The organism is Mesorhizobium sp. M0522 (assembly GCF_040321085.1).
Classification (GTDB): domain Bacteria; phylum Pseudomonadota; class Alphaproteobacteria; order Rhizobiales; family Rhizobiaceae; genus Mesorhizobium.
In genome coordinates, this window is record NZ_JAMYQW010000003.1 from 325,421 (window position 1) to 349,959 (window position 24,539).

At 61.1% G+C, this 24,539-nt stretch carries 33 protein-coding genes and 1 pseudogene; 25 read left to right on the top strand and 9 right to left on the bottom strand.

Going from position 1 to position 24,539, the window contains the following annotated elements; translation table 11 throughout:
* Nucleotides 1–301: 301 nt before the first annotated feature.
* The 5 genes from NKI58_RS06525 to NKI58_RS06545 all read left to right on the top strand — a co-directional run bounded on the left by NKI58_RS06525 (nucleotide 302) and on the right by NKI58_RS06545 (nucleotide 2,309).
* Complete coding sequence (locus NKI58_RS06525; RefSeq protein ID WP_352784588.1) at nucleotides 302–739, top strand: hypothetical protein; 438 nt, start codon at nucleotides 302–304, stop codon at nucleotides 737–739.
* 197 nt (nucleotides 740–936) lie between these two features.
* Nucleotides 937–1,284 (top strand): SMI1/KNR4 family protein, encoded by a 348-nt coding sequence (locus NKI58_RS06530; protein ID WP_352458166.1) that lies wholly within the window; start codon nucleotides 937–939, stop codon nucleotides 1,282–1,284.
* Nucleotides 1,285–1,327: 43 nt separating this feature from the next.
* Nucleotides 1,328–1,534, top strand: a complete 207-nt coding sequence (locus NKI58_RS06535) for a hypothetical protein (protein ID WP_352784590.1) — start codon at nucleotides 1,328–1,330, stop codon at nucleotides 1,532–1,534.
* 181 nt (nucleotides 1,535–1,715) lie between these two features.
* Complete coding sequence (locus NKI58_RS06540; protein WP_023675731.1) at nucleotides 1,716–1,988, top strand: hypothetical protein; 273 nt, start codon at nucleotides 1,716–1,718, stop codon at nucleotides 1,986–1,988.
* Between the two features lie 6 nt (nucleotides 1,989–1,994).
* Nucleotides 1,995–2,309, top strand: coding sequence for a hypothetical protein (locus NKI58_RS06545; RefSeq protein WP_031211512.1), 315 nt, complete (start codon nucleotides 1,995–1,997; stop codon nucleotides 2,307–2,309).
* Nucleotides 2,310–2,532: 223 nt separating this feature from the next.
* On the opposite strand, the gene NKI58_RS06550 is transcribed toward NKI58_RS06545, so the two are convergent.
* From NKI58_RS06550 to NKI58_RS06560, 3 genes and pseudogenes are all read right to left on the bottom strand, one after another.
* Nucleotides 2,533–2,853 (bottom strand): YMGG-like glycine zipper-containing protein, encoded by a 321-nt coding sequence (locus tag NKI58_RS06550; RefSeq protein ID WP_352458164.1) that lies wholly within the window; start codon nucleotides 2,851–2,853, stop codon nucleotides 2,533–2,535.
* Between the two features lie 194 nt (nucleotides 2,854–3,047).
* Nucleotides 3,048–3,449: a type II toxin-antitoxin system HicB family antitoxin gene (locus NKI58_RS06555; RefSeq protein WP_352458163.1), complete on the bottom strand. Its 402-nt coding sequence runs from the start codon at nucleotides 3,447–3,449 to the stop codon at nucleotides 3,048–3,050.
* Nucleotides 3,450–3,453: 4 nt separating this feature from the next.
* A pseudogene (locus NKI58_RS06560) lies at nucleotides 3,454–3,641 on the bottom strand (type II toxin-antitoxin system HicA family toxin).
* Nucleotides 3,642–3,751: 110 nt separating this feature from the next.
* On the opposite strand from NKI58_RS06560, the gene NKI58_RS06565 reads away from it, so the two are divergent.
* Complete coding sequence (locus NKI58_RS06565; protein WP_352458161.1) at nucleotides 3,752–4,324, top strand: hypothetical protein; 573 nt, start codon at nucleotides 3,752–3,754, stop codon at nucleotides 4,322–4,324.
* A gap of 215 nt (nucleotides 4,325–4,539) precedes the next feature.
* A complete protein-coding gene (locus NKI58_RS06570) occupies nucleotides 4,540–5,448 on the top strand; it encodes a hypothetical protein (RefSeq protein ID WP_352784598.1) in 909 nt (302 codons plus the stop codon).
* Here NKI58_RS06570 and NKI58_RS06575 read toward each other — a convergent pair.
* Nucleotides 5,445–6,035, bottom strand: a complete 591-nt coding sequence (locus tag NKI58_RS06575) for a hypothetical protein (protein WP_352784601.1) — start codon at nucleotides 6,033–6,035, stop codon at nucleotides 5,445–5,447. The genes NKI58_RS06570 and NKI58_RS06575 overlap by 4 nt on opposite strands.
* Here NKI58_RS06575 and NKI58_RS06580 point away from each other — a divergent pair.
* The 13 genes from NKI58_RS06580 (at nucleotide 6,034) to NKI58_RS06640 (ending at nucleotide 20,232) form a co-directional block, all read left to right on the top strand.
* On the top strand, nucleotides 6,034–6,459 hold the full coding sequence (locus NKI58_RS06580; RefSeq protein ID WP_352784603.1) for a hypothetical protein: 426 nt from the start codon (nucleotides 6,034–6,036) through the stop codon (nucleotides 6,457–6,459). The genes NKI58_RS06575 and NKI58_RS06580 overlap by 2 nt on opposite strands.
* A gap of 201 nt (nucleotides 6,460–6,660) precedes the next feature.
* Nucleotides 6,661–6,906 carry a hypothetical protein gene (locus tag NKI58_RS06585; RefSeq protein WP_031211513.1) on the top strand — a complete coding sequence of 82 codons (246 nt, stop codon included), beginning with the start codon at nucleotides 6,661–6,663 and terminating at the stop codon, nucleotides 6,904–6,906.
* A 285-nt stretch (nucleotides 6,907–7,191) separates the two neighbouring features.
* Nucleotides 7,192–7,794: a phage connector family protein gene (locus NKI58_RS06590; protein ID WP_352784606.1), complete on the top strand. Its 603-nt coding sequence runs from the start codon at nucleotides 7,192–7,194 to the stop codon at nucleotides 7,792–7,794.
* Nucleotides 7,791–10,247: a phage tail protein gene (locus NKI58_RS06595; protein ID WP_352784608.1), complete on the top strand. Its 2,457-nt coding sequence runs from the start codon at nucleotides 7,791–7,793 to the stop codon at nucleotides 10,245–10,247. The genes NKI58_RS06590 and NKI58_RS06595 overlap by 4 nt, the downstream gene beginning before the upstream one ends.
* Nucleotides 10,248–10,461: 214 nt before the next feature.
* On the top strand, nucleotides 10,462–11,133 hold the full coding sequence (locus NKI58_RS06600) for a hypothetical protein (protein ID WP_352784611.1): 672 nt from the start codon (nucleotides 10,462–10,464) through the stop codon (nucleotides 11,131–11,133).
* A gap of 2 nt (nucleotides 11,134–11,135) precedes the next feature.
* Nucleotides 11,136–11,627, top strand: coding sequence for a hypothetical protein (locus NKI58_RS06605; RefSeq protein WP_352784614.1), 492 nt, complete (start codon nucleotides 11,136–11,138; stop codon nucleotides 11,625–11,627).
* Complete coding sequence (locus NKI58_RS06610) at nucleotides 11,627–14,152, top strand: hypothetical protein (RefSeq protein WP_352853096.1); 2,526 nt, start codon at nucleotides 11,627–11,629, stop codon at nucleotides 14,150–14,152. The genes NKI58_RS06605 and NKI58_RS06610 overlap by 1 nt, the downstream gene beginning before the upstream one ends.
* Nucleotides 14,153–14,155: 3 nt before the next feature.
* Nucleotides 14,156–14,590: a hypothetical protein gene (locus tag NKI58_RS06615; RefSeq protein ID WP_352458152.1), complete on the top strand. Its 435-nt coding sequence runs from the start codon at nucleotides 14,156–14,158 to the stop codon at nucleotides 14,588–14,590.
* Between the two features lie 208 nt (nucleotides 14,591–14,798).
* Complete coding sequence (locus NKI58_RS06620; RefSeq protein WP_352784621.1) at nucleotides 14,799–15,254, top strand: T6SS immunity protein Tdi1 domain-containing protein; 456 nt, start codon at nucleotides 14,799–14,801, stop codon at nucleotides 15,252–15,254.
* Nucleotides 15,255–15,546: 292 nt separating this feature from the next.
* On the top strand, nucleotides 15,547–15,897 hold the full coding sequence (locus NKI58_RS06625; protein WP_352784624.1) for a hypothetical protein: 351 nt from the start codon (nucleotides 15,547–15,549) through the stop codon (nucleotides 15,895–15,897).
* Between the two features lie 159 nt (nucleotides 15,898–16,056).
* The gene (locus NKI58_RS06630) at nucleotides 16,057–19,260 is read left to right on the top strand and encodes an SGNH/GDSL hydrolase family protein (RefSeq protein WP_352828191.1); all 3,204 of its coding nucleotides are present in this window, start codon (nucleotides 16,057–16,059) and stop codon (nucleotides 19,258–19,260) included.
* Between the two features lie 3 nt (nucleotides 19,261–19,263).
* Complete coding sequence (locus NKI58_RS06635) at nucleotides 19,264–19,485, top strand: hypothetical protein (RefSeq protein ID WP_352579390.1); 222 nt, start codon at nucleotides 19,264–19,266, stop codon at nucleotides 19,483–19,485.
* 33 nt (nucleotides 19,486–19,518) lie between these two features.
* The gene (locus NKI58_RS06640) at nucleotides 19,519–20,232 is read left to right on the top strand and encodes a class I SAM-dependent methyltransferase (protein ID WP_352594178.1); all 714 of its coding nucleotides are present in this window, start codon (nucleotides 19,519–19,521) and stop codon (nucleotides 20,230–20,232) included.
* Here NKI58_RS06640 and NKI58_RS06645 read toward each other — a convergent pair.
* From NKI58_RS06645 to NKI58_RS06665, 5 genes are all read right to left on the bottom strand, one after another.
* Entirely contained in the window at nucleotides 20,221–20,772 is a 552-nt protein-coding gene (locus tag NKI58_RS06645; RefSeq protein ID WP_352579389.1) for an acyltransferase, read from the bottom strand. The two genes, NKI58_RS06640 and NKI58_RS06645, sit on opposite strands and share 12 nt — an antisense overlap.
* A gap of 1 nt (nucleotide 20,773) precedes the next feature.
* Entirely contained in the window at nucleotides 20,774–20,995 is a 222-nt protein-coding gene (locus NKI58_RS06650; RefSeq protein WP_352579388.1) for a hypothetical protein, read from the bottom strand.
* Between the two features lie 230 nt (nucleotides 20,996–21,225).
* Nucleotides 21,226–21,399, bottom strand: a complete 174-nt coding sequence (locus NKI58_RS06655) for a hypothetical protein (RefSeq protein WP_023675754.1) — start codon at nucleotides 21,397–21,399, stop codon at nucleotides 21,226–21,228.
* Nucleotides 21,400–21,566: 167 nt separating this feature from the next.
* Nucleotides 21,567–21,734 (bottom strand): hypothetical protein, encoded by a 168-nt coding sequence (locus NKI58_RS06660; RefSeq protein ID WP_023675755.1) that lies wholly within the window; start codon nucleotides 21,732–21,734, stop codon nucleotides 21,567–21,569.
* Between the two features lie 501 nt (nucleotides 21,735–22,235).
* Nucleotides 22,236–22,421 (bottom strand): hypothetical protein, encoded by a 186-nt coding sequence (locus tag NKI58_RS06665; RefSeq protein WP_352564268.1) that lies wholly within the window; start codon nucleotides 22,419–22,421, stop codon nucleotides 22,236–22,238.
* 158 nt (nucleotides 22,422–22,579) lie between these two features.
* On the opposite strand from NKI58_RS06665, the gene NKI58_RS06670 reads away from it, so the two are divergent.
* Genes NKI58_RS06670 through NKI58_RS06690 form a run of 5 tightly spaced genes read left to right on the top strand, consistent with a single transcriptional unit; the run spans nucleotide 22,580 to nucleotide 24,371 of the window.
* Nucleotides 22,580–23,377 carry an N-acetylmuramidase family protein gene (locus NKI58_RS06670; RefSeq protein ID WP_352784634.1) on the top strand — a complete coding sequence of 266 codons (798 nt, stop codon included), beginning with the start codon at nucleotides 22,580–22,582 and terminating at the stop codon, nucleotides 23,375–23,377.
* 1 nt (nucleotide 23,378) lies between these two features.
* On the top strand, nucleotides 23,379–23,591 hold the full coding sequence (locus NKI58_RS06675; RefSeq protein ID WP_352784637.1) for a hypothetical protein: 213 nt from the start codon (nucleotides 23,379–23,381) through the stop codon (nucleotides 23,589–23,591).
* On the top strand, nucleotides 23,591–23,860 hold the full coding sequence (locus NKI58_RS06680; protein ID WP_352755540.1) for a hypothetical protein: 270 nt from the start codon (nucleotides 23,591–23,593) through the stop codon (nucleotides 23,858–23,860). Before NKI58_RS06675 ends, NKI58_RS06680 begins: the two co-directional genes overlap by 1 nt.
* Nucleotides 23,845–24,048, top strand: a complete 204-nt coding sequence (locus tag NKI58_RS06685) for a hypothetical protein (protein ID WP_352755538.1) — start codon at nucleotides 23,845–23,847, stop codon at nucleotides 24,046–24,048. The genes NKI58_RS06680 and NKI58_RS06685 overlap by 16 nt, the downstream gene beginning before the upstream one ends.
* Nucleotides 24,048–24,371: a hypothetical protein gene (locus NKI58_RS06690; RefSeq protein ID WP_023675762.1), complete on the top strand. Its 324-nt coding sequence runs from the start codon at nucleotides 24,048–24,050 to the stop codon at nucleotides 24,369–24,371. The genes NKI58_RS06685 and NKI58_RS06690 overlap by 1 nt, the downstream gene beginning before the upstream one ends.
* Nucleotides 24,372–24,539 lie beyond the last annotated feature (168 nt).

Below are 24,539 nucleotides of genomic sequence, written 5' to 3' on the forward strand. Positions count from 1 at the left end.
CTCAGGCGAACCCCGACGTGAACATCGAGGATGTAGTAATTCATCATCCGGCTGAGCAGCAATTACTTAAGAGGCTTCTAAATTCCTATCGAAGAAAAAGATCAATTCGATAGAAAATCTCCGGGGGATCCCTAAGGATTTAAATGATATTCTGCATCTTGTTATCATTAGGGGCGAAAATGACAAATTCTATGAAAAGTACCCGTACCCAACAGAGCGGCAGATTCTGGATCATTCTACAATGATGGATAAGAAATATGGCCATCATTTCGTGCCGCCTGTCGGAAAATATAGGTGAAAAATGGATTATTACTATGTAGAGCCATTTGTTGCTGGTGATTTTGGCAAAAATACGGCTCTCGATAACCGCGTTCACCGGCCGATTGTGCACAAACTTCACTACGAGATTGACGTTTGGATAGGTGATGTCCTGATAAGGAGTTTTCCCTGTTATCTTGTCACCAAAGAAGCCGAGCTGGAGCTGCTGAAGATGCGAGTTTCTGGGGCGACGTTTGCCGACGTCGAGGTTACTGCTTCGGAGTTGTTTCGTCGGCTGCAGCCAGAAACAGAACTTCCAACCTTCGTCTGGATGAAGATCCATGGGCAGCCAGGACATGATGACTTCGGCATGGCTTCGAACCACACGCTTGTTGTTTCAGAGCGGGCGCTAGACGTGTTTGAGCGCCTCGGCAATGAGTCGGCCGGGATTCATTCATTCGACGAGCCGGAAAAGGATTGAATGATCCTGGTGACTTCGCACGTCAGAGATTTAGCTGATGGACTGCAAAACCCGACCTAGGCACGTCATGCGCTTGCCCCCTGCCGAAATCAGCACCGGAGACGACGAGCTCGATTCTGCCCGGCTCGCACTGCCTCGCGATGTTCATCGACAACAGGGTACGCCGTGGTGGAATCAGTTGCTGAAGGAGGATAGCAGTGGGATATAGTTTAACCGAGGGACAGTTCGACGCACCGGCTGAGTCCGCAGTCGTCGATGGACTGGCCGCACGCTTGGGAGTTGCGCTGCCCAAGGATTACACCGACTTCCTCAAAGAGCATAATGGAGGCGAAGGTTTCATCCGCAATAACTGTGTTATTTTTTTTAAAGCCGAAGAATTGGCTGACTTCAATCGAGAGTATGAGGTTGAAAAATATGCGCCAGGCATCCTCTTGTTCGCATCGGACGGAGGAGGTGAAGGCTATGGCTTCGACACTGAAGATGCGGCCATGCCAATCGTGCGCATCCCATTCATAGGTATGGATCGGCGTCCGCTGAGACGATAGCGCGTGACCTCGCCGACCTATTTGCTCGGTTGGCGGACTGAAAATGAGCGCCAAAAATAGGTATTTCCGCCCCAAGGGCATGGAGTTGTTTGAGATTACGCCGGTTATCGTTGGTGGCGATCCAGTCGGTTTGGAGAACAAGACCTGGTTGACCAGACAAGAGCATTTTGAAGCGGTGCGCTACTGGAATCGAGTTATCGGGATTCTGTGTAAGGCGGCGCTGGAGAAGGCGGCACGGGCGGAGGAGTAGGGTGCGGGGAGCACTGACCTTGCGGAGGCCATAACCCACTTCGGCTGATCATTGTGCAAGTCTACGAACCCGGTGTAATGCAACTCGTCCCTAGATCCCAACATGATCCTGGGACTATCTTCCAGGAGACACTAAACCCGGATCGCCGAGGAGGATTTTCTTTGTGGGGAAAACAATAAAGTTGCTGGATATCGTTGGACGGTTGCCGGAATTTGACGAGGAGGACACGATTTATGTGTCGGAGCCTTGGACCGAAGATTCAGACGCAATGGTTGCAACTGGGCCGGAAGGGGCATTGGTGCCAGCGGAGGCAGCCAAAGAGGGCCTGACATACTTTCTCGAAATCCACATTGCGATCGAGGTTATCGAGGCCTGGGTTGCGTCGCTGAAAGAAAGGCCCAGCCTTTCCGCGATCTGTGAAAGACTCATTTATTACGCCACCTATGATGCATGAGGTAATATGTCGACTGACCCACGTTATGATGGACAGCCGCTGCTTAGGTTACTGGAGCTTTATGTGCTCTGGGCCATCGGAGAACTTTCTCAGGAGTCGGAGGATGGCTTGAAAAAGATGGGCCCCAAACTGCAATCTATCTATGGCGGCGATGGACAATGGCATGACGCAATAGCCCAGTCTATGCACATGCCTGAGGGAATGCCGGCAGCAATCCGGGATATGTGGGCAAGGAACCTCAAAATCGCCCGCGACAATGATGTAACTCTCACACCGCAGAAATTTGCGGAGATGTTCGTGGACGAAAATTTCGTGGGTTGAACGTTCTTCTGATTGGAATTGCGAATTGAGGTGATGATGCCCCTAATTCTGCCCTGCCGTACACCCGGCTTGGCCTGACAGATCGTCCCTTAAAGGGCGTCGCGTATCGACGCGCCTTTAGGTCTTTGTTCATCCATGTCGTTGTCCCAGAACCGCTGCAAACTTTTGGGCGACATGCACTAGCCGCTGAAGCTGGCTCCACCGCGCCAACCGCATTCTACACTCAATAATCGCCGTTGTAGTACCGGTCGTCGCAGGGGGCGGTGTAGATGCGGCCGCTGGTGCGGTCCTGATAGCGGCAAAGCTGTTCGCCGGGCGGCGGCTGCGGCGTGGTGGCATTGCCGACAACGGCGCCCAGCAGGGCGCCGGCTCCGGCACCGATGACCGTGCTCTTGGTGTTGCCGCCGATCGCCTGGCCGGCAAGCGCGCCGGCACCCGCGCCGAGCAGCGCGCCCGTGCTGGTTCTCTGCTGTGCTTCGGTCTGCGCACAGCCTGCCAGCGCGGCGGTTACGAACATGGCGGCAATGGCTCTGGACATGGTCATCGTCTGATACTCCCTTGAAGTCTATGAACTAATTCGCAGGCTGATTTTGCCAAGTACGGTCGCATTTGCGGCGGAACATAGGCACCGTGCCTCACGAAATAAGACATGGTTGTTTTTGTCTGACGGCCTGATCCGCAAAGAAAGTAACCGAACAAGACCCAAAGAGCTTCATCTCCAGTCGACCTTCGAGAGCGCTACGCTGCCTCGATCTGCATTACCTTTTTCGCCGCAGCGGCCAGAAATCCGGATCGGCTGTAGCCGTGGCGCTCCGCATATCGGTCAATCTGATCGAGGACATCTTCCGGAATGGTGACATTGACACGCACGACCTTCGCAGCTTCAGCTTTCAAGGGAACCAGGATGGCGACACCGCTTAGATTGTCCTTGTCCGACATCACTTCCTCCAGGGACGACGGTTCGGGAATGGCCTCGCTATCCTCGACCAGCCCCTCGACATGAAAGGCCAGTGCTTCCCCGGCCATGGCACGGGCATCATCCAGGTTGACGCCGCCTGTCACCAGGCCCGGAAAATCGGGAAAGGAGACGCCGAAGTCGCTGTCCGCTTGCTTGTGGATCAATCCGATATAGTTCCGCATTTCTCTACCTCAGCTTCACGCCGGATCGTTTTCAATACTCTTGAGAGTGCCGATCGGGATGTCGCGCCTGGGATGCGGAACTGTCACCCGGCCCGGCTTGGATTTGTGCTTGAACTGGGCGTGACTTCCTTTTCGAGCCACTTCGTACCAGCCATCCGCCAACAGCCTGTGAATGACATCGGCGCTCTTCATGTTGTGTATAGATACACATAACTGATCCAAATGTCCATGAGCTTTTGCCGCTGTTGCGTGCGGCGGCCCAGCCGACCCCGTTTTCAATCCCGCAAGAATGGAGATACCAAATGACCCGAGGTCTTGCCCGGACGCTTTCGCGTGCCGCCGCCAGAGAAGCCGGGCTTGCCCCGCCCAGGGCGGGGCTTACCGCCAGGACGACCGGGCAGGGCGGCGCCTACCGCACCGTCTTCTCCTTCAATGCCATGCCGGTGCCGGTCACCGATGCGCAGGGCTTTGCCAGCCAGAAGCTCTTCGACTTTCTCGATGGCAAGGCGCGGATCAAGGGCGGCACGGCAAGATTGCAGTTCGCCGTGCTGACGCCACGCGCCTCGACCATCAACGACAATGTCGCGCTGACCTGGTCGCTCGGCTCGGCGGCAGCATCGAGCGCTGTACTGGCAGGCACTATGGCCAATGTGGTGGGCGCCACCGGCCGTACGCTGGATGGCGCGGGTGCCGCGCCGTCGAGCGCATCGATTGCCGATGTTGCCGCAGCCTTGACGCTCGACGGCACCGTGACGCCGGTCGACCTCTATCTCAACCTGGCGTTTGCCACCGGCACCGATATCGACGCCGACGGCACGCTGGCGGTGTCGGGCACCATCACGCTGCTCTGGGAGAACTGGGGCGATAATGCGTAGGCGCTAATCTCCCCCCTTGAGGGGGAGATGTTGCCGAAGGCGACAGAGGGGGTCGGTTCGACCGGCGCGACGCCCGGCGACAGATGAGGTCGGCGCTCCACGCGCGGATACCCCCTCTGGCCTGCCGGCCATCTCCCCCTCGAGGGGGAGATACCAAGCTTCGCCGCCAGCGCTCTCATCACCGGCCTTTAATTCTCAACAAAAGGAATCTTCTCATGACAGATCTGGCAGACGCCGGGTCCGTGGTGGCGGCGCCACCGGCGGGCAACCTTGCACGGCCACCGGCCAACCGGGACAGCGGGTCCGCCCCGCCTGCGGCCACAAGCTGGTTTGACGGTCTCTCCGAAGGCAACCGCAAGCTTGCTGAAACCAAGGGCTGGACCAAGCCTGACAGCCTCGATCGGGTTTTCAACTCCTATGCGGAGCTGGAGCGGCAGCAGGGCGAGAGCCTGCGCGTTCCGGCAGCCGATGCAGCCGCGGAAGACTGGGACAGGTTCCATGCCCGGCTGCCCGAGGCGATGCGTCCGCTGACCTCGCCCGACAAGGTCGAGTACCGGCGCCCCGACGGGCTCCCCGAAAACTTCGCCTATTCGGACGAGCTCGCCAATGCGTCCAAGGCCTGGGCGGTCGAGGCAGGTGCTACCCCGAAGGTCGCACAGGCCTATCACGACCGCTTCGTCGGCTACATGGCCGAGCAGGCCAAGGCACAGCAAATCGCCCTTGCCCGCTCGGTCGAGACGACGCATGACGACCTCGTCAGGGATTGGGGACCGACCGGCAGCGATGGCTTTCGCCAGAAGCTCGAGGTCGCCAACCGGGCGATGAAGAAGCTCGGACTGGTCAATGCCTACAAGGCGAAGGGCATCCTTCTGCCGGACGGTGCCTTGACCGACCCGCAGATCGCCAAGGCGTTCCACGCCATCGGCGAGGCGATGTTCCGCGAAGACACGATCGACGGCAATGCTGCCTTGAGCGGAGGCAATCCCTTCAAGCGCAATGCCGCCGGCGAGCGCAACCTGACTGGCATCTCAGCCCTGGTCAAAAGCGACCCCGCCCGCGCCCGGCGGCTGGCACGCGAGGCCGGCGAAAATCCCGACCTGTGGATGCCCAACAATCCTCTTTAACCCAAACCTGAAGGAAGACAAAAATGGCAGACGCCTATACCCGTATCGCGGATGCGATCGTTCCGTCCGTCTATGCGCAATACTCGTTCGAGGAGCACGTCCAGTCGCTGGAGATTTACCAGGCCGGGATCCTGTTTTCCGACCCGTCGATCGCCTCGAAGCTCAGCCTGGGCGGACGTTCCGTCGACATGCCCGGCTGGAAGGACCTCGGCAACGATCCGTCCGAGCCGGTCAATGACGACCCGGCCGACTCGATCGAGATGAAGAAGATCGGCGCGCGCCGCGAAGTCGCGGCCCGCAATGTGCGTGCGCAGGCCTGGGGCATCCCGGATCTGACCTCGATCCTTGCCGGCGACGATCCGCAGAAGCTTATCGTTCGCCGCCAGACCGACTACTGGCAGCGCGCCAACAAGCTGACGCTGCTGGGCATACTGAAAGGCGTGCTGGCCGACAACATCGCCAATGACGGCAGTGACCTGGTGCGCGTCACCGGCGCCTCCATTGTCGACACCGACATCATCGAGGCCGCCTACCTGATGGGCGACCGCGCCGACAAGTTCAAGACGATCTGGATGCATTCGAAGCATGAAGGCGCTGAAGCTCGCCGACCTCATCGACTATGTGCCGTCGTCCGAGCAGGGCGGGCCGCTGATCCCCTATTACATGGGGCTCAGGGCCGTCGTCGACGACGACATTCCGGTTGCCGGCGGCGTCTACACGGCGTTCATGTTCAAGGACAAGGCGATCCTGTGGAACGAGCTGCCGGTCAACACCGAAGGCGGGCCACTCGAGTTCGACCGCAAGCCGCGGCAGGGCCATGGCGGTGGTGTCACCGAAATGGTCGGCCGCCGGCATTTCGTGCCGCATGTGCCGGGCACCCGCTTTCTCGACGCGTCCTCGGCCGGCGAATTCGCCACCGATGCCGAACTGGCACTGGCGGCAAACTGGGACCGCACGGCGTCGAGCGTCAAGCACATGACGTTCATCGCGCTGAAGACGACCGAGGCCTGATCGGGCGAAGGGGCGGGCGTCAGACGTCCCGCCCCTTCGGGACACCAGGTCGGCGAATCCCAAGTTCACCCGCTGCGCTGCGTCGGAGTGATGTGAATTTTGGCGTTCGCTACAACATTCATGTTGCCCTTTGGCCAATCGACGGCACCAAACAGTTACAAGAAAGGGCGATGCTGCCTTGTCTTGGTAAGGGAGGTCACCATGAACATGAAGTACAAAACAGTTCAGGAAGTGCTCCGAAAAGCGGGCATTGTCATGAGCAAGAAGGGGGAAGTTCATCGCATAAACTTCTTCAGCGGCCTGGAAGACACCGCCTACTACACGCCAAGTCTTCAGGACGCCCTGGACAGGGGCTTGGCTTTGGCAGGAGGTGCCGGAAGGGTGAAAGCAAGCGTCTTTGCCAAGTCAGCTGAAACAGGAATCTCGACCGGCGCACACGTCGGCTGACACAATTCAGGCAAGACATCGCCGCGTTGCGCGGCGGTGTCGTGAAACTGCAATAGCCGAAGCATTGCCGTCTTCCTTGCTCGAATGGGAAAAAGACGGCTGACGCAGCGCCTGCCACCCGTTTCCTGACGGGCGGTTGGAGTCGTGACGTTCGATGCACGAGACGTGCAACGTTCCGCCCAAGCCAAAATCACAAGAAATCCCAGCCGCCTTGAAGCGGCTTTTTGCCGTGGAGGCACCATGCCCCGTTTTCCCCGACCAACCACACAGCCGGAGGCCTGAGCCATGGCCATCACCCCGCTCGACATCGCCAACATGGCGCTCGCCGTGCTCGACGAGGCGCCGATCGAAAGCCTCGACCAGGACGCCAAGGCGGCACGCCTGCTCAATCTGCATTTCGACCTGACCCGCGAGGCCGAATTGACCAAGCACGCCTTTGTCTTCGCCATCCTGGCGGCCTCGGTCGCCGGCTTCGACACCGGCAGCGGCGCTGGCACGCTGAACTTCGCCTATGAGCTTCCCGCCGACTGCCTGCGGCCCTTGCCGCTGACCCATAGCGGCGAGCCGGATGGCGTGCCGCTCTCATGGCGGCAGGAGGCCGGGTTGGTCTATTCGGATCAGGCCGGGCCGCGCATCCTCCGCTATGTCGCCAATCTCACCGACCCCAACGACTGGGACGCGCTGTTCAGCGAAGTGCTGGTGGCGGCGCTCGCCATCAAGATCGCCCATCCGTTGACCCACAAGGCCAGCATGATCGACGTCGCACGCAGCGCCTATGACAGAGCGCTGGATGCAGCCTACTCGGCCAATGCCATCCAGCGCGGCGGCAGATTTTCCACAATTTCCTGGGCTTTCCAGCGCGGCGACAGCCGGGGCGTCGGCCGATGACCACGCTCTATCCGGTCCAAGATGCTTTCATCCGCGGCGAGATTTCTCCCCGCTTGCATGCTCGCGCCTCGCTCGACCTTTACCGGGCGGCGCTGTCGAAATGCACGAACTTCGTCACGCTGCCGCATGGCGGCATCAGGAAACGCGGCGGCACGTATTTTTGCGCGCAGGTGAAGGCTCCGTCAAAGGCGACACGGCTGATCCCGTTCATCTTCTCGGCCGACCAGGCCTATGCGCTCGAATTCGGCGATCTCTACATCCGCGTCTATGCATATGGCGCGCGCGTCGGCACGGTCGAAGTCGTTTCGCCTTATCCCGAGGCCGATCTGTTCGACCTGCAATTCGTCCAGTCGGCAGACCAGATGTGGATCACCCACAAGGGTCATCCGGTCAAAGTGCTGACGCGCACCGCGCACACGACCTGGACGCTGGCCGATTTCGTCTTTCTCGACGGCCCTTACGACAAGATCAACACCACGGCCACGACGCTAACGCCGGCCGCAACCGGCAACGCCATGCCGGTCATGGTCGCGAATACGCTGCCAAGCGGCACGGTCAGCAACAGCAACGGCTCATCCGACGTGTGGCAGGTGTTCGATGGCGACAAGCAGAAGGGGGAGAACATAGCGGGCTTTCCGAGCGGGTATCTGCGCTACCAGTTCGGCGGCGGCGGGGCCAAGACGGTCGACGCCTACTGGATTACCGCCACGAATGATCACTCAGACACTGCATCGCCGACCCAGTGGCAATTCCAGGCCTCGCACAACGGCACCGACTGGACGACGCTCGACAGCCGGGACGGAGAGACCGGCTGGTCCAAGTCGGAAACCCGCTTCTTCGACGGCTTCAACAATACGGTTGCCTACGAATATTATCAGCTGCTGTTTTCAGGTGGCGGCAGCGATGGAACCGCTATCGCCGAACTGGCCCTGCACGAATACGCGCCGTCGCAAACGCCGTTCGATCTCTCGGCCTCCTCGATCGTCGGCATCAACGACGGCATCGGCTTCCAGACCAGCGATATCGGCCGCGCCATTCGTCTGCTTGGCGCGGATGGCTTCTGGCGCTGGGCCAAGGTCGTTGCCCGGACCAGCACCACGGTGGTCACGGTCCAGTTGTACGGGCATGCTCTGCCCGATCTCAGCCCGATCATTCGCTGGCGTCTCGGCACGTTCGTGCCCGGCAAGTATGTCCAGAGCGGTTCGCTTTACGAGGAGCGCCTGGCGTTCAGCCGAAAATTCTCGGTCTATGCCTCGCAAACCGGCGATTTCGACAACTTCGCCACCGGTGAGAAAGACACCGACGCGCTGGAATTCGTGCAGGCAGGTGGCGGTCAGGCCAACGACATTACGTGGGTGGCGGAATCGGACGGCGCGCTGATCATCGGAACGCTTGGCGGGGTGAGGGCGCTGTCGGGCTCCGGGATCGACGAGGCGCTGACGCCGTCCTCGTTCAAGAACCGCCGGTCGCGGACTTTCGGTTGTGCCCCGCTGCGTCCCGTCGATGCGGGGCAGTCGTTCCTCTATGTCACCCGCTCCCGCAAATCGATCGCCGAGCTGACGCAAAACGCCACCGGCCGCTTCACCTCCGACGATGTCGGTCAAATATCGGAGCACATTCCCAAGAAAGGCGTCGTCGAACTCGCCTTCCAGACCGACCCCGACCCGCTGCTGTGGTTCCCGCTCGGGGATGGCGAACTCGGCGGCTACACGCACCAGCCGTCGCAGGACGTTCGCGGCATGCACATCCACCAGATCGCCGGAAGCTTCGCAGGATCGAACTGGGCCGTTGTCGAAAGCGCCGTGGTGACGCCCGGCCAGGACGGCAACGACGATCTCTGGCTGATCGTCAAACGCACGATCGGCGGCGTGACCAGGCGCTATATCGAAATAAAGACCGCGCCGTTTGAGTATGGCGGGATCGGCAATGCATTCGAAGTCGACTGCGGCCTGACCTATGATGGCGTCGCTGTGGGCACGGTCTCAGGGCTTGATCATCTCAACGGCGAAACAGCCGACGTCCTGGCCGATGGCAAGGTCTACAAGGGCCTTGCTGTGGCCGCTGGCGCGGTCTCGCTGCCCGGTGGGGCTACGGCAGCCAAATGGCAGGTCGGGCTCGGCTACCAGTCCGAAGCCAACACGCTGGAGCTCGATGTCGGCGGTCGCGACGGATCGATCGTCGGGCGGCGCAAGAAGGTGGCCAAGCTCATTCTTTCGCTGCTGGAAACCGACACAACCGGGCTTCAGGTCCAGTCGTTCATCCGCGGCCGCTGGGAGCAGGTTCGCATTCCGTCCGTGGTTGCACCCGACGGCATGGCGAAATTGTTCACCGGCAATGTCGAGGTGCCGATCGACGATAGCTGGGAAGGGCAGGGGCGGGTGAAGATCCGCCACGTCAATCCCACGCCCTGCACGATCAGGGCGATGACACCGGTGTTCGACGCCGAGCCTTAGAACTGCTGATCTCCCCCCTCGAGGGGGAGATGTCGCCGAAGGCGACAGAGGGGGTCGGTTCGTCCTGACGCGGCCTCCTATCGCCTCCATCGCGGGGGAAGAACGCCGGCGCTCCACGCGAGACGACCCCCTCTGGCCTACCGGCCATCTCCCCCTCGAGGGGGGAGATCACCCGCTCCGTCTTCCATCGCTTCCCCAACCAAGGAACCCACCCGTGACCCAAATCCCCCATGCCGAAGACCTCGGAAGGGCGCGGACGGCTGCCGATTTCGCTGCCATCCGCGCCTTGCTCGACACCGACCTCAACGATGCGATCGCCCGCAAGGGCGAGCTGCAAACGGAAAAGTTTCACGCGATCTTCGGCGCCGGCAATTTGACGGCGGCGCGTGCCGCATTGGACGACTGCAACGCTGAAATCGCACTGATCGAGAAAACCATCGAGGACGCGGACGAGCGCCGCGTTGGCGCCCCCCTGGACGAACCCCCCGCCGAAGCCGTCGCCGCCACGCCGGCGCCGGGCGACGAGGTCAGGACAAAGGCCGAGGCGCTCGGCGAGCGCTGGCGCACGATCCACTGGCTGATCGAGCAACTGCGGCAGGAGCTGTTCGCGGCCGATGCCTTGAGCCGCGCCGTCATCGTCGCCAACGGCCATTTCGATGCCGACGGCGCCGTCGGCCTGAAGGTCAACCTGACCACCATCCGGCGCACCGCCATGGCCGGCCCGCGGGCCGTCGCGCCATCGCGTCTCAGCCGCCCGGCAATCCAGGCCGACCGGCTGCTTTTGTCCTTCCTCAGCCCCGGCGGCGTGCTCGACCGGCGCCCTGCGATCGGCGCGCCGGTCGACGGCATCAAAAGCAAATTCATTCCCGCCGGCGAACGAGGCTGACCATGTGCACACTAGCTCTTATCGGTACGGCGCTTTCCGTCGGCGGCGCGCTGGCGGAAGGCCAGCAGTCGAAGCAGATGGCCGAGTACCAGGCCAAGGCCTATGAACAGCAGGCGCGGGCCGACGCCCAAAGCTCGGCCTTCGAGCAGGGCCAGGAGCGCCACAAGCAGGATCTGCTGCAGGCGCAGGCGCGCGCCCAGGCCGGCGCTTCGGGCGTCGCCATTTCTGGTTCGCCGACCGAGGTGCTGGCCGCCAATGCGAGGCAGGGCCAGCTCGACCTCAAGGCGATCCAGTACGGCTCGCAGCTGCGCCAGAACGGTCTCGCCACGCAGGCGGCGATTGCGCGCTTTTCCGGCAGGCAGGCGGTCGGCGCCTCGATCTTCAAGGCCGGCGGCAACCTCGTGTCGGGCATCTCCGGCGTCTACGACCCGGCCAAGGCGGTGACGTTCGGCAGAAGCGCCTTCCCGCCGGCGCCGGGTGGAGGCCTCTACTGATGGCCACCATCCCGCTCCAGCTTGCCCAGCGCCGCCTCGACACCGGCACTGTGGCCTTCTATCCCAGCGGCTCGCCGGTGGGCGCCGCCATGCAAGGCTTTGGCGACGAGCTCTCGGCGATTGCCGAGCGCTTCAAGCAACAGAAGCAGCAGCAGGACGCTTTCGACGCCGACATCATCGGCCGCGAGCTGAACGCACGCATCGCGCATGCCGAGGCCATGGCGGTGCAGACCGCGCCGGCCGACGGCAGCGGCCTGCACGACTTCATGTATGGCCAGCTCGATCCGCGCAGCGACGGCGTCGTCAGGCCCGGCCTGTTCGACCAGATCTTCGACGACACCGTAGCGAAAGTGCCGGAGGGCGAACGCGCCAATTTCCTCGCCCAAAAGCAGGCGTTGCGGCTCGCCGGCTCGGCCCGCATGGCCGCGCAGCAGCACGCGCGGCGCCAGAACTATGAGCGGGCCGAGTGGAGCAAGGTCGAGGACGGCTACACAAGCGCCATCGCGCAGGGCGACCCGGACGACACAAAAACATTCGAGGCGATCAGGCAGAGCGGGCTCGACCTGATCGGCAAGATGGGCAACCCGCTTGCCAGGCAAGCGGCCGAGGCTGCCTGGCGCAGCAACACGGCAAAGGCGCTTGTCCAGGCGATGATCGCCCAGGACCCGAAGCGCGCTGCGGAGATGCTAGGTGGGGGGTCGGGAGCGACTGACGGCAGGACCAAGGACGATACCGTCGAGGCTGTGAGTGGGCCTCCGGCGGATGGAACTGCCGCACCGGCTTCGCTCCGTGACCGCGTAGGCAAGCTTACGCCGGACCAAACGTTGGCGCAGGCTTTTGGGGACGACATTGCCCCCGAAGAGCGGCCAGGGTTGGTCCAGCAGGCCCGAGCCGCCGACGCGATGCGGCAAGTCGAAAAACGCACAAACATTATCCTGGCCGAGCAGAATGCGCCGGCCGACATCAGGGACAATGGAACCTATTCCGGCCCGATCCCAACGCCGGAACAGTTCGTCGCTCTCTATTGCGCTACCGAAGGCGCCAGGCGCTTCGAGGCGTTCAACAGGACCGTTGAGGTTAATCGTCAATTCCACGGCATGCGCGACCTGTCGAATAACGCCGTGCGGGCCATGGTCAAGGACGCCGACCCCACCGCAGATAGTTCAACGCCGGAAGTGGACAAGGCACGCCATGACGCTATCGCCACCGCCGCGGACCTGACGTTCAAGGCCAGGCAGGCCGATCCGGGCGGCTATGTCCGCGAGGCATTCGCGAAGCTTGATGCGGCCTGGAGCAACCTGTCGAAGCCGGGAGACTATCGGGCGGCGATCATTGGCTCCATCGCCGCCCAGCAACAGTTGGGTTTTGAGACCGCCCAGCCGCTACCCAACTCTGTCGCTCAGGACATTGTCGGCAGACTCAAGGCCCAGCCGCAAGACCAGACCGCAGAGCTGCGCAATGTGTTCGCCGCGCTACCGAATCAAGCCGCGCGCGAAGCGGTGCTCAGCCACCTGTTTCAGACCAGCGCGTCCCAAACAGATAACAGCATCGCGGATAGGTCGGTCCGGGCAGCTGTAGTCGACCCGATGATGCTGCTCGATTTAGCCAACACTGTCGAGCCAGGACGATCGGTATCAAACGCGGAACTCACCAACTACTTACCGACGAATCAAGAGTGGCTCGGGAGATTGATAGCCGGCGACAGTGAGCGGGGGAGCCTGTGGCGTCGTCTCGCACAAAAACTCGTGGGCTCCGATGGGCTTGGCGAAGACAGCATCTCGGTGGCCGACTTCACGCCGTTGGGGACGTCATTTGCACTGGAGAAGGCTGGAAATGCAGCGCTGGAAGGCAACTACGAAGAAACACTGCTCAATGCCGCGGGCGCAATTCCTGGCGATAGGTTGGCGGCCGTGGCCCTGGAACGCGCCGCGGCGAAGATTGCCAAGCCCTGGGTAGAGAAACTCTCAATATTTTCGAGGCGGCCGACTGACCTAGTCGAAGGCGGCGAGGCACTTGTTCGTGGGGTCGATGCCGAAACCCTTAGGCACCAGCAAGCGCTTGCGCGCTCGGTCTCGCCACCAATGCCACGCCGGAAGACACCACCCGGCGAAATATCCGACAGTGCAGTTGAAACCGCGCTATTAGCTGCGATGCTTGCTAGGAATACGTCCAAAGTTAAACATGCCGGGGCGAAGGTTGGGTGGGCTCCATCCAACGACTATCGAAAAGTCTTTTTCGATGCGAATCCTAGTCTCAACAAAAGCGACTATAGAGTGCATCATGGCGTCGAGCAGGGAGTTTTTAAAAGGTATCCCGGGCTTTTTACAGAGAAAGAGCTGCATTCAATCGAGAATCTTCGTGGAATCCGGAACGAGTTCGACATAATTTTGCACCTGAAGGTAATTCGGAGCGAGTGGGAATATTTCTATAAGAAAAACCCTCATGCCACCCGTCAGAAGGTCCTTGACTATGTTACCGAAATCGACAAGAAGTACGGACATTTGTTCGATCCAACCAATAGGTGAATGATGAGATACTTTGACATTCTGCCCGATGTGGCCGGAGGATTGGGTGACGGCACTGTCATGGATACCAGTGTCCACCCTCCTATCGTAAGCAAGCTCGTGTACCAGATGGAGGGATGGATCGGTGATGTTCTTATAACAAGCTTTCCATGTTTTCTCGTGACGGAAGAGGCCGCGCACGCATTGTCAGAAATCGGCTTCACCGGAGCGACATTCGCCCCTGTTGAAGTCATAAAGTCCGAAGATTTCCGCGAACTTCAGCCCGAGGTAGAGCTTCCATCTTTCGTGTGGCTGAAGGTGAGCGGGAAAGCGGGTCACGATGACTTCGGCATAGCCAAGAACCTTAACCTCGTCTTATCGGAGCGAGTCTTCGATGTGTTTGATGAACGAGGTCTCCCTTCCGCTACCATCAAGCCGTTCGACGTTCGGCAAGAGTAGGTTAGGCACCGTCAGATTGATCGGCTGGTAGATTGGAGATCGCAATATTCGAGAAATTTCGCCAAAACTTCCCGGTGGATAGTAGGATGCCGGCGGACACCGGCAATTTCTCCCTGGATACGAAAGTGCCTGGATTGAGCGAGTTGCTGGCCAGTTCGGCGGCGCTTCGTTCAAGCACGGTTTGTACAGGATAATCCGGGCGCAGGACGTGGCACGTTGGAACGCACGTGTCTGCCTGGGTTTTCCGGAATTCACCGGCCGGATCACCTGCTTTGGTTATGATTGGCTGGGGACGGCGCTTGCAGTCGATAGCCAAAGCCTGGAACAAGGGGAACCTGGTGTCGTGATGTTCGAGCCGGGCACGGGGGAGGCGCTCCAGGTGCCGGCCAACATCCGCACCTTCCACGAGGTCGATGTCATAGAGGATGAAGACGCGGCGTTGGCCGCCAACCTTTACGCGGATTGGCGCGAGGCCGGTGGCGCCGAACCGGCTTACAACCAATGCATCGGCTACAAGATACCATTGTTTCTCGATGGCAAGGACGAAATCAAAAACCAGGAGCTGTCGGACCTGGAAGTCTATTGGCACATAATGGGCCAACTTATCGCGAAGGTGAAAGACCTGCCGCCGGGAACACCTGTCAATATCCGAGACCTTCTCTAAAACAGGGTTTCCGCTGATCTGCCATTGGGGACTCCCGTTCGAAGCTTGGCTAGAGGCGGTATTCGCCTCTGGTCTGAAGGGATGCAACCCCCGCAGTCTGTGATGCGGTATCCGTTTTGTGGCCGGACGGTCCGGGTAGAGCGTGCCGTCATCGGGACAGCGGTCTGATTGTGGTCACGATGCTGGCTTATGGCCTGCTAACCGCAGAGCGGTCCCAGTCGGTGGTGCCTTCTGGATCGCCTCCCATCTCAGATGAAGGATTGACCTTTTGCGCACAGACTCTTTTCCGACCATGGCAAGGATTGTTTTTCTGCTCACCTTGGCCGGCGTTCTCCTGCTCGCGCTTTCGCCGGCGCGCTTCCTGCAGGAGTTGGACATGGGCTTCACCTTCCACCATGACAAGCTCAACCATGCCGCGGCGTTCGCGGTGTTGGCGGCACTCGGAAGCCTCGGCTGGCCGGAACACAAGACGAGGCTGGTCGTGCTCCTCGCTCTTACCGGCGCGGCGATCGAGCTGCTTCAGGGGGCCCAGCTGATCGCGCGCGATATGGATATCCTCGACTGGGTCGCCGACTGCGCCGGCATGGCCTGCGGGCTGGCGGCCATGGGCGGCACAAGAAGGCTGATTGGCGGGCTGCTATAGCCCTGGACCGCGCTGCTCACTATCCGCAAAATCGTCCGTGAATACACCGGCTGCGCCAGATAGCGCGGTGTCCGGCCGCGTAGCTTAGCTTTCCCACCGCCAGCACTGAACCCCTTCCAGCCTCGCTTATGCGGGGCTTTTTTTATGGAGCAAGCCCTCATGTCCCGACCTGCAACTGCCGCCGTTCGTCTCATGACCGGCGAACGCGAACCCGTGCGCCTCGCAACCACGGCCGACATCCTCCTGCACGGCCTGCAGGCCATCGATAGCGTGTCGGCCGAAATCGGCGACCGCGTGCTGGTCAAGGACCAGGCCGACCCGACGCAGAACGGCATCTACACCGCAAGCGAAGGCGACTGGTTCCGTGCCGCCGACGCCCGCACCACGCGCACCCTGCAGAAGGGCACGACCGTTCACACCCAGATCGGGTCGGTCAACGCCGACCGCGTGTTCGAGTTCACGGCCGACGAGCCGGCAGTCGGCGCCGATGCCATCACCGTCGCCGCATCCGTTCCGCCCGACATCGCCGATGTGGTCGAAGAGGTCGAAGCGCTGCGCGACGAAACCCAGGCGCTGAAGGATGCCGCCGCCGCCAGCGCCGGCCAGGGATCCGCCAGTGCCGCTGCTTCCGCCGCGAATGCCGGACAAACCACAGCCGACCGGGCTGCCACCAATTCCGATGCCGTCGCCGCCGCGGCGGCCGTCATCAGCGCTCAGGCCGCACGCGACGCTTCGCTCTACGGCAAGGGCATTTTCCCGACGACGGCGGCGGCAATCGGCTTCGGCGTCGTCGGCAACGGTGCGATCACGGCGGGCTCGGGCGGCGCCAATGGCACGTTCGACCTGGCGTTTACCGGCGGGACCGGTTCGGGCGCCGCCGGCCGCTTCGTGGTGGCGGGCGGGGCGCTGACGCAGATACTGATCACGGCGCCGGGCTCCTACACAGTGGCGCCGACGTTCAGTTTTGCAGCCTCGGCAGGGCTGGCCGGCGCCGCCGCCGCGGCGGTGCTGGGCAGGAATGTCGATGTCGGCGAGTATTTCTGGACCGAAGTTTCGACTGGTGTGCTTGGGCTGTACAATGTCACGGCCGGGCCTGTGGCGGCCGATACGGGCGTTCGCGCGGCAACGGCGGAAATTGCCCTGATCAGCTCAAGGATCGTCGGACCCGTTCCGATCACGGGTTCCGTCGGCGGCACGGTGATTACGAACGACAGCGTCTATTTTTGGCCTGGATCGCTGTCGACGGTCGATGAATATCTGTCGACCTTGGAGCTTGGATTTGGCATCGTGCCGGGGATAGCCCACATCGTTATTGCCCACGTCGAGGGCGACGGGACGCTTAGCCTGGTTTCCGACCAGACAATGTCCGTTCCAGCCGGCCCGTCGTCTGTTGTTTCAGGGCTTTCGATCCTGAAGCCTGCCGGCAGCGTCATGGGCCTCCAGCGCACTGGCGCTGGTAGCTGGTACTACACTGCCGGGGCAATTCCGAACGGCGAAGTCGAGTGGTTCACAGCGGCGGTTCCGGCCTCGCACACTGCCAAGACTATAGGCGCTGTAAATGGTCCGCAGTGGAAGGCGACCTTCACCGGCGAAGTCGCCGTCAAGGCGCGTGCTGCCTATACCACAGCAAACGGTCTCGTTTCCGCTGTCGGCGTTAGCCAGGAAATCGGCTGGCCGACGCTGGTCAACACGGGGTCGGACGTTCCGGGCAGCTACAGCGTCATCATGCAGACGCCAGCGCCGGCCGACGGCCATATTACAGCGGTCGACGTTGGCGCTGGCGCTGGCGCCGGCGCTGCGCTCATTCATGTAGTGGACTATCTCGGCGGGTTGGTGGTCAATGTCCTAAGCACATATGCGGTGACGCTGGTCAACGGGGTCGCTCATATCCCGCTGGGTATCCCAATCCCAACCGGCAAATATCCGGCGATCAGCGGTGGCGCCTACAAATTTCAAAACAACGTCAACCCGCAAGGCATCCCGGCATGGATCAAATCAGGCGCGCTGTCGAATGGCGCGACCGTAGCATCGTCCGCCCAGCATCGGTACGAGGTCCGCTTTACGATCAAGACCGGTCTGCTCGCCGATGCCGACCGGGCCTTGACCGGCGGCGCCAGCAATACCGGCATGAACCTGCTGGCTGACGCCGATCCGAACGGCGTCGTCGATGCGACCGCGCTGTTTGCGTCCGCGGCGAGCGCTCATCCCAACCCCTATGTGCCGCCTGGAAATTTCGCCTTGACGGCCATTCCCGCATCTGGCGACGGTTTTTGGGGACCTGGCGAGCCGGCCGTCAACAGTAAGCGCTTCTTCATTCCGCGCCGGCCGTCGCTGCAAAATCTCTATGACGGCTTTCGCGCGACGATGGCCGAACACATCGCCAACAACGATGTGCTCTGCCTGATCGCCGATAGCATCGGCCATTGGGCGCTTGCCAGCGACGGGCCGAAACACTGGTTCAACCTGGTTACGCGTTTTGCCAATATCGGCATTGCCGACGATGAACCGGGCATGACTGCTTTGCGGCCAAGCTCTACCTATCTTCCGACTTTCTATGGCGTCACCGTCGCCGGGAGCGTGTTGACAGGGTCGCGCGGGCCGATCGGCGAGAGCATCATCCTCGCCGCCGGCGCGTCCTTGGCGTTTACCGGCACCTATGAACAGGTCGACGTCCACTACACTCAGGACGCCGCTCAGGGATCGCTTGCCTTTGTCTTCAACGGCGGCGCGGCGTACAAAACCGTCAACTGCGCCGGCGCCCTGGCGCTTGATCAGTATTCGGGGCCTTCGCTCACCGGGCAGGCGGCAAGCGGCAATTACACTCTTACGGCTGTCGGCGGTCCTATCGAGATTACCGGGCTCATCAGGCTTGGCGTCAAGGCGGCCGGCTCGCGTCCGCGCCTGCGCACCTTGCGCGCGGCACACGGCAGCTATGCCTTCTCGTCATTCAACACCGCGCGTCTTACATCGGCCGCCGCTCAATGCGGCTACGCCGGCGGCAAGATCGTGCCCATCCTAGCGCTCGGCATCAATGACAGCTTTGGCACGCCGCCGGCCACGATATCGGCAAACATCGCAACAATCATCAACACGTTGGAAGCGGCCGCTGCACCGCGTATCCTTGTGATGCCGCCGACGCGGCCGTCAGCCGCATGGGATGCAAGCTACACGGGCGGTCGGACCTATGATGCCGCCCTTGGCGCAATCCGTCAGACCTATCGATCGCGCAATGTGCTGACCATCCCGATCGACGGCTTCGACTACATCAATTCGGGAAACTATCAAGAGGGCTTGCATTTCAACGATGCCGGCCATGACGGCAATGCGCTGCGCTTCATCGAACAAGTCGCGGAAAGGGGATAAGCAATGGCATTCGCTATTCAGCATAAGGGCGAAATCATCACCGAGCTCGAGGAGGGCGAGGAATGGCTGGTGGTGGGCGCAATGATCATGGTCGCAAAGCCGAAGGATCCGGCACACAGCCGCGAAATCCCGGTTCCTGACGGCGACATTGAGGGTCTCGTTGAGGTCTGGGTAGGCGGCGCCGTAGTCGACGCTGGACGCCATTCGCAGGCAATGGCAGGATGAGGGCGGCGGGGGCTATCCTTGGAGGATTGTCCCATGGCGCATGCCGGCAGCATCATCGACATCTATGACGACTATTACGCCGATGGAAAAGTAGCCGCAAAACGGGACATAGCTTCAAACCAGTCGGTCGGGCACATCGAAGCGGTCATTCAAGGCCAATTCTTCGACAGGATTCTTGACATCGGGGCGGGCGAAGGTGCGGTGCTGGATAAGCTGAACAGGAAGGGGCTCGGTAAGAAGCTTGGCGCCGTCGAGATTTCGAAGAGCGGCGTCGAGGCCATCAAGGCAAGAAAAATCGCCAAACTGGACCGCATCGACGTATTCGACGGCTATCACATCCCTCATCCCGACAAGTCGTTCGATCTTGGGCTTGCCATTCACGTCGTCGAACACGTCGAGCACGAACGGATGTTTCTGAGGGAGGCGGCTCGGGTCTGCGAGAAGCTCTATATTGAAGTGCCTTTGGAGCATACGCGAGATCTCAGCAAGGCCATTCGGATGTCAGGGCCGTATGGGCATATCAACTTCTACACGACCCAAACGTTTGAAAACCTTCTCAAAACGTCTGGGCTAAAGGTCGAACGGCTAAAGGTTTTTGCGCACGACCTCGCTTATGAACAGCACCTGGCTGGCGAAAAAAAAGGATGGGTAAAACACAGACTGCGGACCGAATTTCTAAGGTTTGCACCCAAGACGGCGATGCGCAGCATGGCCTACATGGCCGGAGCTCTGTGCTCAAGTCGCTGATCTAGCAGCAGCGCCGCCGATTTGCTTTGCAGGATTACCGCCGACCATACTAAAGGGCGGCACGTCTTTCGTGACGACAGAGCCCGCACCAACGACCGATCCCTTGCCGATCGTTACGCCCTTGAGAATAATGACGTTGAAGCCGATAAAAACACTGTCTTCAATCTTCACTGGCGCAATGGTGATCTTTGACCAGTCCTTTTTTCCCTGATGCCAGTCGGCGACATCTTCCTTGCGGTCTTGCCAACCCGTCGCGTGTGAGTTGTGATCGACGACTGTGGTACCCCAACTAATGATCACGTCATCCCCGATTTCGATCTTCTCAGCCGCCACGAGGTGGCTCTTGCCGATATAGGATCTTTTTCCAACGGTGATCTTTGCATCGGCGCGATCGAAGGAAAAGACGCTGTTGATGATGCATTCTTCGCCGATCGCATGCTTGCCTCGCCGCAAACTGCGGACGCTCCGCAAACTTAGCTTCGTTGCGGGGCCGGAGTTGATGCCGGCTAGGCGGTAGAGGAATGGTGGAACGAATGGCATATCAGTTGCGGCCGAAGCGCGACTTTCGCACCCTCTCAGCGAAAAGCTGCGATCGCTCGAAGAAATGCTTCCAATGTTGGTGTTCAGATACCCCTTCGAAGAATGCCCGCGCCGCGTCTTCGAGGTCCGAATCAATAATTGCACGTGGGATCGGTGGCTCGTCGGCTAACTGAGCCGACAACCGAAATCGGCTGTTCGCAATAGACAGGTCAGCCTCCATCATCCATGCGTCTCTTTACGGCCTAGCTATTGCGACAAGCGGCGGCGGTTTGCAAGCTTGCGAGACGACCGCGTCCGCCAATATAGACGCCGTGAAAATCGCCGAAAGACGTCAGAAGAATCGGGAGCCGCGCGAGGTCACACCAACATGGCACTGCAACTCGACCAGAAATCCTGGGGGGAGAGGTTTCGGCTAGGGTTCATCGCCGACGCAGACCCACCGCGGCGGAGCCGCTACCGTCTGCTGTCCTGCGGCTTCTGGTGAGGTTCCTGGCTTTTCGACCACCAGACAAAATACAGCGAGCCCATCTTCATCACAGGCACGCGGCGGTCGCGTTCCCTGGCCCGCAACTCACGATAGGTCTTCATCTTCAGAGTGCCGCCAGGCAACCTGATACGCACTGCCATCGGTCCAACTCCCGTTGTGCAACGCAGCAATTTTCGTGCAATGCGGTAAGTAGAGACCTTCCGTTACGGAAGAGTCAACAGCGGCCTCATCAACTTATTTTGCAAGCTGGCCGGCGGAGGTCGGGGCGGGCTTTCCCAGGCGCATGGCAGCCGAAAAAATTCATGCGTCACCCTGGCGACTGATCATCAATCAGGCGCTGGCGGTTCGACCACCAGGTGAAATAGATCCGGCCGATCTTGACGACGGGTATGCGGCGGGCGCGTTCGCGGTCGCGCAATTCGCGGTACACCTTCACCTTCAGTGTGCCGCCAGGCATCCTGATACGCACCGCCATCGATTCCGCCACCCCATTGTGCAATGCAGCATCAGAGACCTTCCGCTGCGGAAGAGTCAATGCCTGCCCGCTGACTATTTCTGGGACTAGTCGAGCGGTCTTGAGGTTTGGCGCGCACGGCGGTTCCCGATCCCGCACGGAGGCGTCATTGCTCAGTCGGCATCGTCTGGTGCGCGGGCTATTTCCTGGGCGAGGATTTTCTGGGCGAGGATGGGCGATCGGACACGCCGCTCGGCCACCAGATGACGAAGTAATTGCCGACCTGCCAAACCGGCACCTCGCGATTCTGCTCGCGGCGCCGCAGCTCGTCCCTTTTCTTGATCTTCAAAGTCCCGCCTGGAAGCCTGATTCTTATCGTCACGTGTCCTCCCGTACCCGCTACAGGTACGAACGATAGACGGGAACAGTTTCATCCCGGCTAAGCAATTTCATCCAGGTCGAGCAATTTCGGGCGCGGTAGACGCAGGAACCGGGACCTGAGCGAGATCGCCGGAACTGGCTTCATTTGAAGAAATCCGCAATGCCGTTGATGGCCAGTACCGCATAGACGATCGGTCCGGCGATAAACGCACAATAGAGGCAGAGGATCGCCGCCAGCACCGCGAGCAGCGGCTTGTCGCGACCGACGGCGCGGAGTTCGGACTTCACCGACCAGCGCGCCGCAGCGGTTTGTTCATCATCAGACATGTGCACCATCCCGCGGCCATTTCACACGGCGGATCGAAAACATCAACCTTCCTTGCCACGGCAACATCGGCACGGGCTGCCGCCCAATTCTGCTTTGCCGCCACGCATCTGCTTTTTCAACCTCAAAACCTTGCCCGCGAGGGCGGAAAGGACTGCCCATGGACATGACGTTCAGGGGCGCCGCCAGGCGCCTCGATGATATAGACTTGCCGAAACTCGGTGCCCGGATCGGCGTCGGCGAGGACGAGATGCACGCGTTCCTCGATGTTGAAACCAGCGGGCACGGCTTCGACGCCGTTGGCCGGCCGGTCATCCTGTTCGAACCGCACGTCTTCTACCGCAGCCTGTCGGGTGCCAAGCGGGCACAAGCGGTAGCCGCCGGCCTCGCTTATCCGAAGTGGGGCGAGAAGCCCTATCCCAGGGATAGCTACCCACGGCTCAGGGCAGCTTGTGCGATCGACGAAACCGCGGCGCTCAAATCCGCTTCATGGGGGCTGGGTCAGGTCCTCGGCGAGAATTTCAAGGCCGCGGGCTTCCTTACCGTGCAGGCGATGGCCGAGGCAATGATGGCGGACGAGGCGCTGCAGCTCGGTGCGGCGATCGATTTCATCGTCGCGAACCGGCTCGACGGCAATCTGCGCAATCATGACTGGGCTGCTTTTGCCAAGGGCTACAACGGCGCCGGCTACCGCAAGAACGCCTACGATACCAGGCTTGTCGAGGCCTATCGCAAATGGTCGCGCATCAAGGATACGCCGTGGCCGTCTGCCGGCCCGGCGTCATCGGCGATCGTCCCTGCAGCCCCGCCAGATCCCGCGAAGCCAATTGCCGATCCACAACCGACCGCCGTGCCCTCCGCGCCTTCTGTGGCTGTCGCCAGGCCCGGCTTCTGGGCAGCGCTGATCGCCGCCATCCTCAAACTATCAACCATCCTCAAACTGTTTGGAAGGAAATGACATGTGGACCCGGATCAAGAGCTTCTTCTGCGACAGCGAAACAATATTCTGGGCGCGGCTTCAGGCGGCCCTCGGCGTCATCGCGACCATCGTTACCTATGTCGACCCGCAGGTGCTTTCGCCGATTATCCCGGGGGAATGGTTCCCCTGGTTTCTTGTCATCAACGGCGTTTTGACCGAGTTCCTGCGCCGCCGTCGCGCGGAGGATTTGTGATGGCCGCGCTCCTCGCCATTCTCAGCGCCATCCTCGGCAACAAGGTCGTCATGACGGTATTGGCCGCTGCGGCCGGCGGCATCGGCCTTTATGTTGCCGGCGGCATCAACCGGGCGAAGAAGGAGGCGGTCAAACAGGCCGAGGCAAAAGTCGCGGCCGCCGAAGACCGCCTGGAAATGAGGCGCGAGGCCGCCGCCGAAGAGCGCAAGGCCGCCGGCATGGCCGATGCGGCAGCAAGAGCGGAGGCTGAGAAATGGGCAAAGCGCTGATCCTCTGCGTGGTGCTCGCCGGCTGCACGACAACCGCGCCGGCCGGCAATCCGCGCCAGGTCTGGTGCGACCACAACCAGCCGCGCCGGCCATCCGCCCCAGTCGTTGCCGCCATGAGCCGGCCCGAGCTCGACGAGATGAACGCCTTCAACGGGCAGGGCGCCAGATGGTGCGGGTGGACGCCATGATGCACGAATTACTCGACGTCCTGGGCATCAAGGCGCCGGTGTTGGTCGCCGGCCTGTCCGGCGGCATTTTGCGGGCCTTGTCGCGCCATCGCTACAAGGTCCGCGAAATGGTGGCCTCGCCGATCTGCGGCGCGCTGGCGGCGGCCTATCTGACGCTGCCGGTCGTGCATTATTTCCGCGCCGCCGGCCTTCCCATTCCTTCTCCGGACGACGACACCACGACGCTGGCCGCGGCGTTCCTAATCGGCGTCTCGGCCATGTGGATTTCGGACATCGTCTTCGAAATGATCGTGCGCCGGTTCGGGCCGGTGAAGGAGGAGTAAGCCGCCCAAGCCCGACGAAATAGTGACGTTCAGTTGGAGCCCGGGGCCCCGGGAGGGGGGGGGGGGGGGGTTGGGTTTTGTAGCGGGATTGGGGGGGCGGTTTTTTGGGGGCACGGGGGGCGCGGGCGCGGCGGGCCCCGCCACGAGGCGGTGGGGGTGGGGGGGTGT

Coding starts and splice junctions, on each gene's coding strand:
- NKI58_RS06625 (WP_352784624.1), top strand. CDS start 15,547: ATGGCAAGGATTGTTTTTCTGCTCACCTTGGCCGGCGTTCTCCTGCTC.
- NKI58_RS06525 (WP_352784588.1), top strand. CDS start 302: ATGGATTATTACTATGTAGAGCCATTTGTTGCTGGTGATTTTGGCAAA.
- NKI58_RS06595 (WP_352784608.1), top strand. CDS start 7,791: ATGACCACGCTCTATCCGGTCCAAGATGCTTTCATCCGCGGCGAGATT.
- NKI58_RS06640 (WP_352594178.1), top strand. CDS start 19,519: ATGGCGCATGCCGGCAGCATCATCGACATCTATGACGACTATTACGCC.
- NKI58_RS06610 (WP_352853096.1), top strand. CDS start 11,627: ATGGCCACCATCCCGCTCCAGCTTGCCCAGCGCCGCCTCGACACCGGC.
- NKI58_RS06680 (WP_352755540.1), top strand. CDS start 23,591: ATGGCCGCGCTCCTCGCCATTCTCAGCGCCATCCTCGGCAACAAGGTC.
- NKI58_RS06585 (WP_031211513.1), top strand. CDS start 6,661: ATGAACATGAAGTACAAAACAGTTCAGGAAGTGCTCCGAAAAGCGGGC.
- NKI58_RS06555 (WP_352458163.1), bottom strand. CDS start 3,449: ATGCGGAACTATATCGGATTGATCCACAAGCAAGCGGACAGCGACTTC.
- NKI58_RS06670 (WP_352784634.1), top strand. CDS start 22,580: ATGGACATGACGTTCAGGGGCGCCGCCAGGCGCCTCGATGATATAGAC.
- NKI58_RS06550 (WP_352458164.1), bottom strand. CDS start 2,853: ATGACCATGTCCAGAGCCATTGCCGCCATGTTCGTAACCGCCGCGCTG.
- NKI58_RS06565 (WP_352458161.1), top strand. CDS start 3,752: ATGACCCGAGGTCTTGCCCGGACGCTTTCGCGTGCCGCCGCCAGAGAA.
- NKI58_RS06665 (WP_352564268.1), bottom strand. CDS start 22,421: ATGTCTGATGATGAACAAACCGCTGCGGCGCGCTGGTCGGTGAAGTCC.
- NKI58_RS06655 (WP_023675754.1), bottom strand. CDS start 21,399: ATGGCAGTGCGTATCAGGTTGCCTGGCGGCACTCTGAAGATGAAGACC.
- NKI58_RS06650 (WP_352579388.1), bottom strand. CDS start 20,995: ATGATGGAGGCTGACCTGTCTATTGCGAACAGCCGATTTCGGTTGTCG.
- NKI58_RS06615 (WP_352458152.1), top strand. CDS start 14,156: ATGAGATACTTTGACATTCTGCCCGATGTGGCCGGAGGATTGGGTGAC.
- NKI58_RS06545 (WP_031211512.1), top strand. CDS start 1,995: ATGTCGACTGACCCACGTTATGATGGACAGCCGCTGCTTAGGTTACTG.
- NKI58_RS06630 (WP_352828191.1), top strand. CDS start 16,057: ATGTCCCGACCTGCAACTGCCGCCGTTCGTCTCATGACCGGCGAACGC.
- NKI58_RS06660 (WP_023675755.1), bottom strand. CDS start 21,734: ATGGCGGTGCGTATCAGGATGCCTGGCGGCACACTGAAGGTGAAGGTG.
- NKI58_RS06635 (WP_352579390.1), top strand. CDS start 19,264: ATGGCATTCGCTATTCAGCATAAGGGCGAAATCATCACCGAGCTCGAG.
- NKI58_RS06570 (WP_352784598.1), top strand. CDS start 4,540: ATGACAGATCTGGCAGACGCCGGGTCCGTGGTGGCGGCGCCACCGGCG.
- NKI58_RS06590 (WP_352784606.1), top strand. CDS start 7,192: ATGGCCATCACCCCGCTCGACATCGCCAACATGGCGCTCGCCGTGCTC.
- NKI58_RS06575 (WP_352784601.1), bottom strand. CDS start 6,035: ATGCTTCGAATGCATCCAGATCGTCTTGAACTTGTCGGCGCGGTCGCC.
- NKI58_RS06685 (WP_352755538.1), top strand. CDS start 23,845: ATGGGCAAAGCGCTGATCCTCTGCGTGGTGCTCGCCGGCTGCACGACA.
- NKI58_RS06605 (WP_352784614.1), top strand. CDS start 11,136: ATGTGCACACTAGCTCTTATCGGTACGGCGCTTTCCGTCGGCGGCGCG.
- NKI58_RS06580 (WP_352784603.1), top strand. CDS start 6,034: ATGAAGGCGCTGAAGCTCGCCGACCTCATCGACTATGTGCCGTCGTCC.
- NKI58_RS06645 (WP_352579389.1), bottom strand. CDS start 20,772: ATGCCATTCGTTCCACCATTCCTCTACCGCCTAGCCGGCATCAACTCC.
- NKI58_RS06675 (WP_352784637.1), top strand. CDS start 23,379: ATGTGGACCCGGATCAAGAGCTTCTTCTGCGACAGCGAAACAATATTC.
- NKI58_RS06535 (WP_352784590.1), top strand. CDS start 1,328: ATGAGCGCCAAAAATAGGTATTTCCGCCCCAAGGGCATGGAGTTGTTT.
- NKI58_RS06690 (WP_023675762.1), top strand. CDS start 24,048: ATGCACGAATTACTCGACGTCCTGGGCATCAAGGCGCCGGTGTTGGTC.